The following is a 14,327-nucleotide window of genomic DNA, read 5'->3' on the forward strand; positions in this document are numbered from 1 at the left end:
GGTACAATTGGAAAACTAAAAGTTATTTGATATCTGAGCCAAACAATTTTTATTGACTAAAACGTTGGAACAACCCGGAAAGAAAATCACATCAACCCAGCTTTGCCGTGTATTCCTGTTCCAATTCCGTATGAGTTTTCCAAAATTTTTTCACTTTAGCAGCTTCCCAGCCAATCATGGCCGTCTTTCGTGTAGTTCCCCACCGGTAGCCGCCAACCAGTCCGTTTGATCGAATCACCCTGTGACAGGGAATTAAAAAGGCGACCGGATTTTTACCGACTGCCGTTCCCACAGCGCGCGAGGCTCCCTGTTGACCGACCTGCGTTGCAAGCTCTCCGTAAGTGGTCAGGTTGCCGTTGGGAACTTTTAACAGCGCTTCCCACACTTTCAACTGAAAAGAAGTACCCCGGAGATGCAGCTTCAAATGCGTCATCCCGTTGGTATCCGGTTCAAAAATTTGATGGATTGCTGAAATATACGGTGAAAATTGCCGCCTGAACTTTGCGTTTGGGAAATGGCAGAACAATTCGTCCAGTACATTTTCTTCGTTATCGTCGAATGCCATAAAGCAAATGCCCTTTTCAGTTGCCGCGGCAAGTGCCCGACCAAAAGGCGTGTGCAGAAATTCGTAAACGATGGAAAGATTTTTTCCGCCGTTTTTGAATTCACCGGGTGTCATTCCTTCTATCGATAAAAAAAGATCGTGCAGGCGCCCGGTGCCCGAAAGCCCGGTTTGATGGGCAACGTCGAATAAAGTCGTTTGTTCTGTTTTCAATAGTTGTTTTGCATACGCCACGCTGATATACTGCAAAAACTTTTTAGGGCTCACCCCGGCCCATTCGGTAAACAGCCGCTGAAAATGGTACGGACTTAAATGAATGTGACTGGCCACCTCGTCGAGATTGGGCTGCACTCTGAAGTGCTCCCGAATATATGCGATGGCTTCTGCAATGCGCCGGTAATTATATTCTTTCTGTGTTGCCATAAAATGAATTTATATCCACAAATTTATACATCATTTTATTCAGTTAAAACCCGAAACTTGCGCAGTTAGAAAAATTAAACTATCGGCAATGTATTTTGGTTGACATTGTAGTGACTTTCCTTGCAATGCCGCCAAGCTGAAACTACTGTAATACAGGCAGGAAAATTTTCTTATCCGTAGGAAACGTTACCCATCGACATTTTCAGTACTTCGACGGGAATACAGTCGTGCAAATATTCAATTATCCCGGCACGTTTTAGGATGTATTTTTCATTGGATCATAAATAACCAAACTTGAATCTATATTCAAAAAGTCGGTAACGTTGGCTGTAACGAGTTCAAATTTGTTTACCAACGCTGTGGCTAGTTATAATGAATATTGGTGTCAACGAGTTTCCCACTCATCACGTATTTTTTTTTGCCATTTCACCGGTTCTTTCACTCCGCGGAATAAGTCGTTTGATTCGATGCTGTTGAAAATTTTTTCCAGGTTGGTATATTGGTCTTTAACAACGTTATTTTCCTCTTCAATCTTTTTAACGAAGTTCATGTTACGCAGAAACCTTGTTAAAAGCCTGGCGTTTTTTTTATTATCTACCGTTACTTTTAGCGTTGTCATTTCCAATAATTTTTATTCAAAAATAATCATTAAACAGAATTAACCAAAACACAACGTTTTACAAGAGCAATTGCGCTGTATTTTCCATGTCTTTCAAAAATAACTGATTTTTGTTTTTTGATAGCTGTGTCCATTATTAAAGCAACCTGTAAACCAATTAATTTGTTCTGGTGTTATAAACTGAAACAAATCGCCGGCAAACATGAAAACCAAACAAATTAATTCTACTTTGACACTTTACACTAATATCGAAAAATCTATTCGTTTTACCCTAAACCCCAAGGGGAACCAAATAGATTTTTCTTATTTCTCCACTTGGGGCCGGGGTAAAAAATAAGAAAAATCGGTCTCTCATATAATCTGTCAAAGTAGAATTAAGGAATTTTAGAGAATTGAAGAGCATTTAACCAGGCTATCATTTCAAGGGATGAATTGGTAACCGACATTTACAAAAAGGAAGGCGACCGCTGGCTGTGTGTTTTAACCCACCTGACACCGGTTGCCGGACAATCAGAATAAAAAAACGAAAAATTATGAAAGGAAAAATTCAACACATCAACCCCGAAGAAATTATGAAAAGTCTGGCTTTTTCGCAGGTGGTAACTACGTCGGGAACCGGGAAAACCATTTACATTGGCGGACAAAATGCCGTGGATGCCGATAGACAGCTTGTGGGGCAGAGAAATATCAGGGAACAAACCGTACAGGTAATGAAAAACATTGAAACAGCGCTGACTGCCAGTGGCGCCACTTTTGACAATGTTGTAAAACTTAACATTTTTTTGGTGCAGGGACAAGATGCCACGAGTGGTTTTCAGGCTGCCCGGCCATATTTGGCAAAAGCATCCAATCCACCGGTTGTTACAGTCCTTTTTGTTGCCGCACTGGGAAATCCTGAATATTTGGTTGAAATTGATGCCACCGCTTTTGTGCCGGAAGAATAGTAAAACCACAATTCATATGCTCATTTCAAACCGGATAAAAAGCTCCCCGATACAAAAATTTCCGGCCAGGTAACTCTGTCGTTTATCCAAAATACAACCGAACGTTAAAGGCTGTAAATCAGCGTTCTGTTTTTTATTCACCCTAAATTCCATTTAGTTTGAAATACTTACAACTCTTCCAACAAACTTTTCCGAAGCCAGTTGTTCCAGCATAAAAAATGCAATATCGGCCCTTGAAATTTTTAACGCCAGATTTTTGGCATGGGCATCAAAATCAATTTGAAAGCTTTGGGTAACTTCCCCGTTTGTAAAAGCACCCGGCCTGACAATCGTATAATTCAGTCCGCTTTCCAAAATGTACTTTTCCTGAAGCTGGTGATCCTGAAAAGCCTTTTTCAGTAAAAAACCAAACATGATATATTTCCAAAAGAAATTCAGGTTATTCCAGCTATCGCCTAGCCCCAAAGTGGTCTGACAAATCAGTCGTTTTACACCCGATTTTTTCATTGCCTTTATAATGTTACGTGTCCCGGCAGCGCGAACTTTTCCTTTGGCACCGTCGCCCAGCGCACAAAAAACGGCATCAACATCCTTCATCGCATTCTCTACCTCCGAAAGATTGTTTACATCTCCCTGAATAGTTGTCAGATGCGAATTGTTAAGCCCTCGGAGTTTTTCAGGGTTTCGGGTAAATGCTTTTACTGAATAATCTTTCTCCAGGGCCTGTTCAACGATGTGTGAACCGAGTGAGCCTGTTGCTCCAAAAATAAGTATTTGCATAACTTTAATGTTTTGACGACAATTTATCTTCAGGCCATTGGCCATTTTCTGATATACCAATCCCGGAAACCCGTCAGCAAAAAAGGGGAGGTTAGTTTTTGCCGATTCCGCCCCCTTCAAAAGTCATAACTTCTTTAACAAAGGGGGAAAGACCAGGGTTGAGTTAGTTTACTATTTTGAAATGCCACTTTTGTTTGTATTTTTTCCCATAGTAACCAACTGGGACAAAATATTCTTGCCCGTTCTGTTACCCAACCAAAACAAAAAAAATATTCGAATTGTTTGATTTTTCTGAAATAACAGCAAGGAATGTATTTGGGCTCACTCAATTTTCTGTTAATCCAACTTCCATTTTTTTGCTAATTCAGCGTTGAAACCTTCTTTGTCCTTTGGATTTGGTTCACCTTTGCCAGAAGTAATTAGCTTGTAGAGACTGTTTTTAATGTAACCTGTCCAAGCATCGTTGCAAACTTCATAGCATTCATACTCAGGAACCAATCCTTCGTGTGTGAATTTGACTTTTGTTTTGTTTTCTTCGGCTGATATTTCAAAAATCAGTTTGGTGCCCACCCACTCGGTTTTGTCGTTAATAAAATTGAATTCATTTTCCAATACCTGATAAACCAATTTGCTGTTTTCATCCATTTCAATCAATTTCATTTTGCACAAATGAATGTCTTTGTAATGGTAGAAAAACTCTTCGTTGAGTTTATCTGTCGGGCCTTCAATATCTTCCGACCACCAGGCACGGAAATCTTTAATGGCATTATAAGCCTTTTCCGGTGTTGCATCTGCAAAAATAGTTGCAGCGTAATTTTGATTGTTCATACTGTTTTGTTTTTGTTTAAAATTATTTTCACAAAGATATTGTCTGTAAATACCTTCCAAAATGGTGAAATCAGACATTCTGTGTGGTTGATTTGGACAATTTCTTTCCCTATCTTTATAAAAATTTTTTCTGATGAAACATTTGTCCATCATTGTTCCGAACGGAGAAAACAACCTCAGCAGCATTGTGGGCGCTTATAAAATTTTTACCAGAGCCAATGCTATTTGGAAGGAAAAGTACGGTGCAGACCGGTTTAAAACAGAACTGGTTGGCGTTTCTGATGAGGTTTTGTTCCACCAGGGATTGTTTTCAGCTAAACCTCACACGCAAATATCGAATGTGAAACATACCGATTTAATTATTATTCCCTCATTAAACCACAATTATGAAAAAGCACTGAATGAAAATGAGTTACTGGTTAAGTGGCTTGTAAAACAATATAAAGCGGGGGCATCGGTTGCAAGCATTTGCACGGGGGCATTTCTGTTGGCTTCAACGGGGTTGCTGGATAATAAAAGTTGCTCAACACATTGGTCGGTGCACGACGAATTCAGGCAGAGGTTCCCCAGGGTGCATTTGAAAATGGATAAACTGATTACGGATGAAAATGGAATCTATACAAATGGAGGGGCCTACTCGTTTCTTAATCTGATTGTTTACCTGGTAGAAAAGTTTTTTGACAGGGAAACAGCCATTTACTGCTCCAAAGTTTTTCAAATTGATTTAGACAGGAATTTTCAATCTGAATTTTCAATTTTTAATGGGCATAAAAAGCATGAAGATGAACTTGTTTTAAAAGCCCAGTCATACATTGAAGCAAATTATCAGGATAAAATTTCTATTGAGCGGCTTGCTACAGGATTAAATGTTGGCCGGCGAAATTTCGACAGGAGGTTTATCAAAGCGACAGGTTTCACACCACTGAATTACCTGCAACGAGTAAAAATTGAAAGGGCAAAAAAGAATTTTGAAAATACAAGAAAAACGGTCAATGAGGTGATGTATGATGTTGGCTACAACGATACCAAAGCTTTCAGAGAAGTGTTTAGCCGCATTACGGGAATGTCGCCGATTGGCTATAAATCAAAATACAACAAAGAAAGAGAAGTCTAAAAGTGTAAAATCATTAATTGCCAGAATCCGCGGCACCCGGACAAAAGGGCAAGACTATTTTATACACTTTTGCCATGCAGCGTCTCAAATTTGGAATCTCCCTCATTAAAGGAACTGTTTCCCGATTTTTAAAACATCCATTCATTTCTGGTGACCGACTGAGTCATATCGATCTTCTTTGTTGTCAAAAAAATTTCCATCAGCACAAGTTTTCTTTTTCAATGCTAAAGTATGCAGGTAAAGTTAAAAATCAGTAAAATCTGTTCTGAATTAGCTTATAAATAAGTTTACCTCCATAATTTTACTGTTTTCTGTTAGTTTTGATTTTCGGAGTTTATTTTGAATTTAATTAAGGAAAAATGAAAAAAATATTTGTTTGCTGCCTCGTTAGTTTGTTGGTTATTAATGTTTTTGGGCAGGAGGATAATAGAGCATTTGCACAAATTTACGATTTGATTGAGCGTAACAATTATTTTAAGGCAAAAGAGATTTATGACCTGCAAAAGGAAGATATCCCGAAAACTTATCAGCTTGTAACAGAGGCTTTTTTAGATAACGCATTTAACAAATTGACCGAGTCTGATAACAAGATTTCCACACTAATAAAACCAGAAAACAATCTTCCTGATTCGTTGATCCTAAAACTGTATCAGGTAAAAGTGGACAATGCGATCAAACTGTTCGATTATAAAGGAGCGAAAAATTCGCTTGAGTTCATTCTGCGAAATTTCAGCACGCTGTTAACGGAGCATCAAACAGCTGAGTTTGAGAATAGCCTGAAAATATGGAAGGCATTGGAAAATAAGCCCGGTCAAAAGGTTGTCATAAAAGAAACCAACCGCATGAAAATGGGAAGGGACAGGGCCGGATTGAACAACCTTGAAATTTTTAATGATTTGGATACCATCAATTTTGTGTTCGACACCGGGGCCAATTTGTCAACTGTTCCTGAAACAACCGCCAAAAGTTTGGGGATGGAGATAATCCCTGCCGATCTGGAGGTGGGTACAATCACCGGAGCAAAAGTTCCTGCCCAGCTGGCTGTTTGCCCGGAAATTAATTTGGGAAATATTAAAATTCACAATGCCGTATTTTTGGTGTTAAACGATAGCGCGCTCTCTTTCCCTCAAATTGGGTACAAAATTTATGGCGTTTTGGGATTTCCGGTGATGGAAGCGTTGCGTGAAATTCAGATAACCCGGGATGACTGGTTTATTGTTCCTGAAGAGCAAACCCGTATTGACCAACCTTCAAATATGGCAATGAGCGGGTTAACACCGTTGATTTACATTGACGGCAAACACTACTCTTTCGATACCGGAGCTGATAATACGCAGCTTTATTATTCATATTACCTGGAGCATCAGAGTGAAATAGAGGAGAATTATGAACCTGAGAATATTCGTTTTGGAGGTGCTGGCGGAGGTAGAATATTCGACGGCTATATTGTGTCTCAAACTTTCGATATTTTGGGACGTGAAGTAACCTTAACTAATCTGCACCTGCTGAAGGAGAAGGTGAAAGAAAGCGAATCGGTATATGGAAATATTGGGCAGGACCTCATCCGCCAATTCGATAAAATGACCATTAACTTTTCCCGGATGTTTATAAAGTTTGATTAGTGGGGAGGGGAAGCCGGATTGTATTCTTTTCTTTTGTCAGTGATAAATAGGTTATAATTATTTAGTTGACTTTTCAAACAATCACAAGAATAAGTATTACTATTAATTCCCCCATTTTTTATTGGGCTCCGGGCCCATTTCAAATTCCAGTACACCGCCATTCACAATTTCTTCGTGAGAAATCCAGGTCCGGTTAAAAGGTTTTCCGTTGAGGGTGCCCTTTTGGATGTAGATGTTTTCCGCCGAATTGTTCCGGGCAATGACGGCAAAGGTTGCGCCTTTTTCTGTTTCAAGCGTTATTTTTTCAAACAGGGGACTGCCAATTGCATACACCGGATTTCCGGGCGTAACCGGGTAAATTCCCATGGCGCTCAGCACATACCACGACGAAAGCGAACCCATATCTTCGTTCCCGCAAAGCCCGCCCGGTCCCGGCCTGTAAAGCTGTTCCGCAATTTGTCGTGCCCTGAACTGCGTTTTCCACGGCTGTCCGGCATAATTATACAGGTAAGCCACGTGATGCGAAGGCTGGTTTCCATGCACATACTGCCCGATGGTGCCCACCACACCCACATATTTAGGCGGCGAAATCAAAGGGCTCATGTCAAAAAAGGTATCCAGTTTTTCCACGAACTCTTCTGTGCTTCCAAACAGGTTTATCAGGCCCGGCACATCGTGTTGCACCGACCAGATGTATTGCCACGCATTCGATTCGGTGTAGTGGCGGTTAGGTCTCCGCCCCACCAAAAGCGGGTCGAAATATTTGTAATACGAATGGTCGCCTGCATTCACAATCTCCTGTTCCTTTCCGTTCAGTGCTTCTAACCACGAACCATTGGCCATCCGGGGGCGCATAAAAGCCGTTTCTTCATCCCACACATTTTTATAATTTTCAGCACGTTGCATCAGCAAATTATAATCACCTTCTTTTTTCAGCGCTTTCGCCATTTGGGCAATACACCAGTCGTCGTAAGCAAACTCCATTGTTTTCGGAACCGATTCAGTCACTTTGTTGGCCGGAATATAGCCCAGCTCATTGGTGTATTTTAAACCCGAGCGGGCGGCATCTACAGAAACCGGTGGTTTTGGAAATTCCAGCGCTTTGGTTCGCATTGCGTGGTAAATGAAATCCACGTCATAATCCCGGAATCCTTTCCGGTAAGCATCCACAACCACGGGAACCAGGTGGTCGCCAACCATCCCTTCGCCAAAAACATTCTGAAAATGCTGGCCCGGCAGCCAGCCGTACTGTTTTGTTTTGGCGACGATGGATTTGATGTAATCATTCACATGTTCCGGGGCAACAAGTGTTAGCAGGGGATGTTGTGAACGGTAAGTGTCCCAGCACGAAAAAGAGCCGTAAAAGTTGTAATCTTTGGCTATCTGAATTTTCCCATCGGCGCCAAAATAGTTGCCATCCACATCCTGCGAAATGTATTGTGCCAGTAACGAGCGGTAAAGGGCAGTGTAAAAAATTTCTTTTTGATTATCGGTTGCCCCGTCAATTTTTAGTTTCGACAGTTCGTTATTCCAGATATCACGGGCTTCGTTTTTAACCCGGTCAAAATCCCAGTGGGGCAGCTCGGCTTCCATGTTTTTCCGCGCTCCTTCAATTCCGGTGTACGAAATGGCTACCTTCACCAAAACCTCCTCTTTATCCGATGTGTTAAACCGGACAAAAGCCCCGACGCGCCTTCCTCTCTCCGCACTTTTGTAGGGGAAAATGCCTGCGTCTGACTCGGGCGTTGCATAGTTAGAATCAAAAGTTCCGTAGTAAAGAAAGGGTTTGCTGAATTCGGCTACAAAATAGACCTTTCCCGGTCCGTCAATTTTTTCACCTTCAATCCGGTGGTTGTTTATAATGCGGATTTCAGCCACATCGTTTTCATTCCCTTCTCCAATTTGATGGCCCAAATCCACAATAATTTTGGCATTGTCGGATTCCGGGAACGTATAGCGGTGAAATGCTACTCGCGGTGTTGTGGTTAATTCCGCTTCAATTCCGTGATCTTTCAGAAAAACAGAATAATAACCGGGTGACGCCGACTCCCTGTTGTGATCGAACCTTGAACGGTATCCGGCATCCGGATCTTTGTCGGTTCCCGGTACAATTTGCAGTTTGTTGCCCACTGCCGGCATGAACAGAATATCGCCGCCATCAACCATCCCCACGCCGCTCCAGTGCGTGTGGCTGAAACCCATAATGGAACTTGCAGACCAGGTATAACCGGCGCAATGGGTCCAACCTTCCGTTCCGGTATCCGGACTGACATGCACCATTGCATTGGGCAGGGAAGCCCCCGGAAAAGTGTGCCCGAAAAAATCAGTCCCTAAAAATGGATTGACGTAGTCCACAGGATTTTTCGACTGAGCCGTCAAAAAAGATGTATATCCGTTGAGAACCAAAAGAAGGATCAGCAGGGAAAATGACTTTAATTGCTTCATCGTTTTATTGATTTTAAAGTTAGGATATTTAAGAATATTAACCTCAAAGATAAAAAATGTACCAATAAAACAATCGATAGGTCAATATTCCATTTGTATTGAGTAAAAAAGCAGAAGTTTTTTTGTGTCGTTCAGACTTTCTTTGTTAAGGAATATCTGGTTTTTGTCAGGAATTCAATATAAATAACTGGTTATGAGGCATAAAATAAATTCTAAAAAAATCTATTATTTTTTATTATCCGGACTCTTGCTATTAACAGCTTGTGATAATAAAGAATTATCTTTTTCTGCATCTGAAGTTAGGCAAATCACTGAAAACTGGAAAATGCAGTCGTCTGAAAAGATCACTGCTGAAAATGAAGCATCAATTTCCCGGAATGAATATTCTACTGATGAATGGCTTGAGGCAGTTGTTCCCGGAACTGTGTTGGGAGGTCTTGCTACCCACGGGGTTATTGAAGATCCATACTTCGGGAAAAATATGCAAGGCGTTGATAGACAAAAATTTAAAAGCCCGTGGTGGTATCGAACTGTCTTTAATTTGAATGCGGACGATTTAGAAAAGAGTATTTCATTGCGTTTTAATGGAATTAACTATCGTGCTGATTTGTGGTTGAATGGACAAAAAGTAGCGGGGAAAAATGAATTTGCCGGAACTTATCGCATGTTCACCTTTAATGTAAACGATTATGTAAAAGAAGGTCAAAATACTTTGGCGTTGAAGATTTGGCAACATGCCGACGGTGAATATTCCATCGGATTTGTGGACTGGAACCCGCTGCCACGTGACCGAAATATGGGAATATTCAGGGACGTTTTTCTTGAAATTAACGAAGGCGTGAAAATTCGAAGCCCGTTTGTATGGTCGAGGGTGAACACAGAAACCCTGAACGATGCCGATCTGTTCGTCCAGGCGGAGGTGGAAAATACTACCGAAAAAACGATGGAAGGTATTTTGCGCGCCGATTTTGAATTGGGTGTGGTTGAAAAAGAAGTTGTAATCGAACCCGGAGAAACAGTATCCTGTAGGTTTACTCCCGAAGAATTTAGTGAGCTTTCTGTCACTGATGTAAAGCTCTGGTGGCCCAACGGAATGGGCGATCCCAATTTATACCCGATGCAAGTAGAGTTCATTTCCGGGGGAAAAATCCTCGACCGGGTGAAAAGCCGTTACGGAATTCGGGAAATTGACAGCTACCTCGACGAAAATAAAAACAGGGCGTTCACAATAAACGGTAAGTTTGTGCTGATAAAAGGTGGTGGCTGGGTTGACGATCTGCTTTTGCAGGACACCCGTGAAAGCATTGAGGCACAGTTGAAATATATCCGGCACATGAACCTGAATGCCATCCGGTGCGAAGGGTTCTGGGGTAAGGATCAAACCCTTTACGATTTATGCGACGAATACGGCATTTTAGTAATGATTGGCTGGAGCTGTCACTGGGAATGGGATGAATACCTGTTGAAACCAACCCATGAGAAGTATGGCGGTGCGGTTTCAGATGAGGACATCAATCTGCTGGCCGATTACTGGAAAGATCAAATGCTCTGGTTACGCAATCATCCCGGAATTTTTGTATGGATGCTGGGAAGCGACAAATTGCCTGCACCGAAGCTGGAAAGAAAATACATCGAACTGTTCGAAAAATACGATCCCTCCCGGCCTTACATTACATCGGCCGGTGGAGCCGGAACAGAAGACAACAACATTGTGGCCGAGGTTCCGCTGGTAAGTGACATCAGCGGCCCTACCGGCATGAAAATGCTGGGGCCTTATGCCTACACTCCACCAGTGTATTGGTTTACCGACACCCAACTGGGCGGAGGGTACGGTTTCAATACCGAAACCTGTCCAGGCCCCAGCATTATGCCGCTGGCTTCGCTGAAGAAGATGCTGCCCGAAGAAAGCCTGTGGCCTATCGATACTACCTACTGGGAATACCATACCGGAAGAAATGCCTTTAAAACGCTCAGTCGTTTCCGTGAAGCATTGAAAGAACGTTATGGAAAATCGAACAGTGTGGAAGAATTTGCCTTTAAAAGTCAGGTAAGCAATTACGAGCTGATGCGCCCCATGTTTGAGGCTTTTATAGCACATAAACCCAAAAGTACCGGCCTCATTCAATGGATGCTCAATTCAGCCTGGCCCGAACTGTACTGGCAATTATACGACACCTATCTTCAGCCCAACGGTTCGTTTTATGCCGTACGAAAAGCCTGCAATCCCATCCATGCAATCTATCGTTACGGGTTCGATGATATTTATCTAACCAATGAAGATTTGCAGGATGCCGAAAATGTAACCGTAAAAATAAGAGCTTTCGATATTCATTCAAAAGAAATATTCTCCGATTTATGGACAGGGGATATTGCTACCAATACCTCGAAATTTATTTATAAATTACCCGAGATTGACGGCCGTACCTCGGTTTGGTTTCTCAATCTCAGGGTCTTCGACGAAAACAACAACGAGGTGGACAACAGTATTTACTGGTTGTCGCAGGAGCCGGATATACTGGATTACGAAGCGGCGAAAAAACTGGAGTGGCCCTATTACACCCCACCTAAAGAATATGCCGATTTTACCGCACTCGACCGCCTTCCGACCGTAGAGATGGAATACGATTATAATTTTGAGTCTGATGGCGAAACGGGAAAGGTAACCCTCCATGTGAATAATCCGAATGATGCCATCGCATTTTTTGTCTTTTTCGATTTAATAAATCCGGTAACTGAAGAACCTGTGTTGCCAATTTTTTGGAGCGATAATTACATCTCTCTGGTACCGGAAGAGGAACGAACATTTACGGCTACTTTCGAGATGAAAGATTCCAATGGAGAAAAGCCATTGCTTAAAATCAAAGCATGGAATGTGGAACCCGTTGTCCTGGAATAAAATTGGTATTGTTTTTATGAATAATGAGAAAAAGGGATTTGTAATTGGAACCGACGATGGCTGTTTATTTGTAGAGTAGCGCTGGTTTTTAACGTATTAAAACTTAATTTATGAAGAATTTCAGGACAGTTACCCCGTTATTGGTTGTTGTTTTTTTATGGAGTTGCCAGTCACCCGAAAAGCAGAAAAAAACAGACAGTGATTTTGAATTACTGAAATACAACCATCCCGGATTGGTGGTGGATTTGGGAGTTGGTTTGTGGGCCTGGCCCCTGCCCATGGATTACGACAATGATGGCGACATGGATTTGGTGGTGTCTTGCCCCGACACACCATTTAACGGAACTTACTTTTTTGAAAATACCTCCGGAACAACTGAGGAAATGCCGGTTTTTGCCCCTCCACAGAAAATTGAAAAAGGCGACAAAAACCTTCAGGTTGTTTATATAAATGGTGAACCGATCGTGCTGGGTCGCGGTGTGGAATATCAAAATTTCAGGGAGAATGGATTCAGTCAACCGGTTGAATTGTTCCCCATAAAAGAGATTGAAAGTGAATTTAAAAAGATACGGTTCAGCCAGTGGAAATATGTGGATTATGACGGTGACGGCGACCAGGATATAATCACCGGAATCAGCGACTGGGGCGATTACGGCTGGGATAATGCCTTTGACAAACAGGGAAACTGGACCAACGGCCCGTTGCATGGGTATGTGTTTTTTATTGAAAATAATGAGGGTGAATATGTAAACCGCGGAAAAATTCAGGCAGCAGGCAAACCCATCGATGTCTATGGTGCCCCTTCGCCCAACTTCATGGATTTTGACAACGATGGCGATTTGGATTTGATTTGTGGTGAATTTTTAGACAAGCTGTCTTGGTTTGAGAATATTGGAACCCGAGATGATCCGGTTTATGCCGAAGGTCGGTTTCTGGAAAATGACGAGGAAATCATAAAAATGGACCTTCAGATGATTGTACCTGTGGCGGTTGACTGGGACAGAGACGGAGACGCTGATCTGATTGTGGGCGACGAAGATGGCAGGGTTGCTTTTATTGAAAATACTGGCGAAGTGAAAAACCGAATGCCGGTGTTTAAATCACCGCGCTATTTTCAGCAACAAGCTGATCTGGTAAAGTTTGGAGCACTGGCTACTCCTTTTGCTGTGGATTGGGATAACGATGGCGATTTGGACCTGATTACCGGAAACTCTGCTGGTTACATCGGGTTTATTGAAAACATGGATGGTGGAAATCCTCCGCGCTGGAACAAACCGGTTTACCTGAAAGCAGGAGGGGAAACCATCCGCATCCTGGCCGGCGAAAATGGTTCCATTCAGGGGCCGGCTGAACGGAAATGGGGATACACTACGTTGTCAGTAGCCGACTGGGACGGCGACGGTCTTCCGGACATTATTGCCAATTCTATTTTCGGAAAAATAATTTGGTACAAAAATGTTGGAACTCCAGCGGCGCCGGCACTTGAAAAAGCCCGGCCCATTGAGGCTGAATTCGGTGGAAATCCGCCAAAACCCGCCTGGAACTGGTGGAATCCTGAAAAGAACCAACTGGTGACACAATGGCGAACCACGCCTTTTGCCATCGACTGGAACAGTGACGGCCTCACCGACCTGATTATGCTCGATACTGATGGTTACCTTAGTTTTTATGAACGCTATCTTGAAAACGGAGCCAGAAAGTTAAAGCCGGGTCAACAGATTTTTTACGGGATAAACGGCTCAGTGTTCGACAGCAAAAACAACGTAGTGGACGAATCGCCCGGTTTACTCAGGCTGAATAATAGCGAAGCCGGCGGAAGTGGACGCCGCAAATTGTGTATTGCCGACTGGGATGGCGACGGTGATTTTGACCTAATTGTAAACAGTGTAAACGCCTCGCTTTTTGAAAATGAAAAAACCGAAGATGGGAAAGTGTATTTCAGACACCGGGGAACTTTGTCTGATAAAAAAATTGCCGGCCACACCACCTCTCCAACCGTCGTGAATTGGGGAAAAGGCAAATTGCCGGAATTGCTGTTGGGAGCCGAGGACGGACATTTTTACTACTTTTCACAAGAACCAATAAAATGAACAG

General features: G+C 42.4%; 10 protein-coding genes. 5 read left to right on the forward strand and 5 right to left on the reverse strand.

What is annotated here, in order from left to right; all coding sequences use genetic code 11:
- Positions 1 to 91: 91 nt before the first annotated feature.
- Together BUC07_RS08435 and BUC07_RS08440 are read right to left on the reverse strand one after the other, a co-directional pair.
- Entirely contained in the window at positions 92 to 985 is an 894-nt protein-coding gene (locus BUC07_RS08435) for a methylated-DNA--[protein]-cysteine S-methyltransferase (protein WP_073168342.1), read from the reverse strand.
- A gap of 385 nt (positions 986 to 1,370) precedes the next feature.
- A complete protein-coding gene (locus BUC07_RS08440) occupies positions 1,371 to 1,604 on the reverse strand; it encodes a hypothetical protein (RefSeq protein WP_073168344.1) in 234 nt (77 codons plus the stop codon).
- A gap of 533 nt (positions 1,605 to 2,137) precedes the next feature.
- Between BUC07_RS08440 and BUC07_RS08450 the strand changes: the two genes are divergently transcribed.
- On the forward strand, positions 2,138 to 2,548 hold the full coding sequence (locus BUC07_RS08450) for a RidA family protein (RefSeq protein WP_073168346.1): 411 nt from the start codon (positions 2,138 to 2,140) through the stop codon (positions 2,546 to 2,548).
- A gap of 153 nt (positions 2,549 to 2,701) precedes the next feature.
- Here the strand turns inward: BUC07_RS08450 and BUC07_RS08455 are convergent, their stop codons facing one another.
- Together BUC07_RS08455 and BUC07_RS08460 are read right to left on the reverse strand one after the other, a co-directional pair.
- Positions 2,702 to 3,328, reverse strand: coding sequence for an NAD(P)-dependent oxidoreductase (locus tag BUC07_RS08455; RefSeq protein WP_073168395.1), 627 nt, complete (start codon positions 3,326 to 3,328; stop codon positions 2,702 to 2,704).
- A gap of 336 nt (positions 3,329 to 3,664) precedes the next feature.
- Complete coding sequence (locus tag BUC07_RS08460) at positions 3,665 to 4,156, reverse strand: SRPBCC family protein (protein ID WP_073168397.1); 492 nt, start codon at positions 4,154 to 4,156, stop codon at positions 3,665 to 3,667.
- Positions 4,157 to 4,289: 133 nt separating this feature from the next.
- On the opposite strand from BUC07_RS08460, the gene BUC07_RS08465 reads away from it, so the two are divergent.
- Positions 4,290 to 5,270, forward strand: coding sequence for a GlxA family transcriptional regulator (locus BUC07_RS08465; protein ID WP_073168348.1), 981 nt, complete (start codon positions 4,290 to 4,292; stop codon positions 5,268 to 5,270).
- Positions 5,271 to 5,629: 359 nt separating this feature from the next.
- The gene (locus BUC07_RS08470; RefSeq protein ID WP_073168350.1) at positions 5,630 to 6,892 is read left to right on the forward strand and encodes a retropepsin-like aspartic protease; all 1,263 of its coding nucleotides are present in this window, start codon (positions 5,630 to 5,632) and stop codon (positions 6,890 to 6,892) included.
- A gap of 102 nt (positions 6,893 to 6,994) precedes the next feature.
- Here BUC07_RS08470 and BUC07_RS08475 read toward each other — a convergent pair whose 3' ends face one another.
- Positions 6,995 to 9,337: a GH92 family glycosyl hydrolase gene (locus BUC07_RS08475; protein ID WP_073168352.1), complete on the reverse strand. Its 2,343-nt coding sequence runs from the start codon at positions 9,335 to 9,337 to the stop codon at positions 6,995 to 6,997.
- A gap of 325 nt (positions 9,338 to 9,662) precedes the next feature.
- On the opposite strand from BUC07_RS08475, the gene BUC07_RS08480 reads away from it, so the two are divergent.
- Positions 9,663 to 12,233, forward strand: a complete 2,571-nt coding sequence (locus tag BUC07_RS08480; RefSeq protein ID WP_175552497.1) for a glycoside hydrolase family 2 protein — start codon at positions 9,663 to 9,665, stop codon at positions 12,231 to 12,233.
- A 110-nt stretch (positions 12,234 to 12,343) separates the two neighbouring features.
- On the forward strand, positions 12,344 to 14,323 hold the full coding sequence (locus BUC07_RS08485; RefSeq protein ID WP_073168355.1) for an FG-GAP repeat domain-containing protein: 1,980 nt from the start codon (positions 12,344 to 12,346) through the stop codon (positions 14,321 to 14,323).
- The last annotated feature ends 4 nt before the right edge of the window (positions 14,324 to 14,327 follow it).

The sequence above is a fragment of the Tangfeifania diversioriginum genome (genome assembly GCF_900141875.1).
GTDB lineage: Bacteria > Bacteroidota > Bacteroidia > Bacteroidales > Prolixibacteraceae > Tangfeifania > Tangfeifania diversioriginum.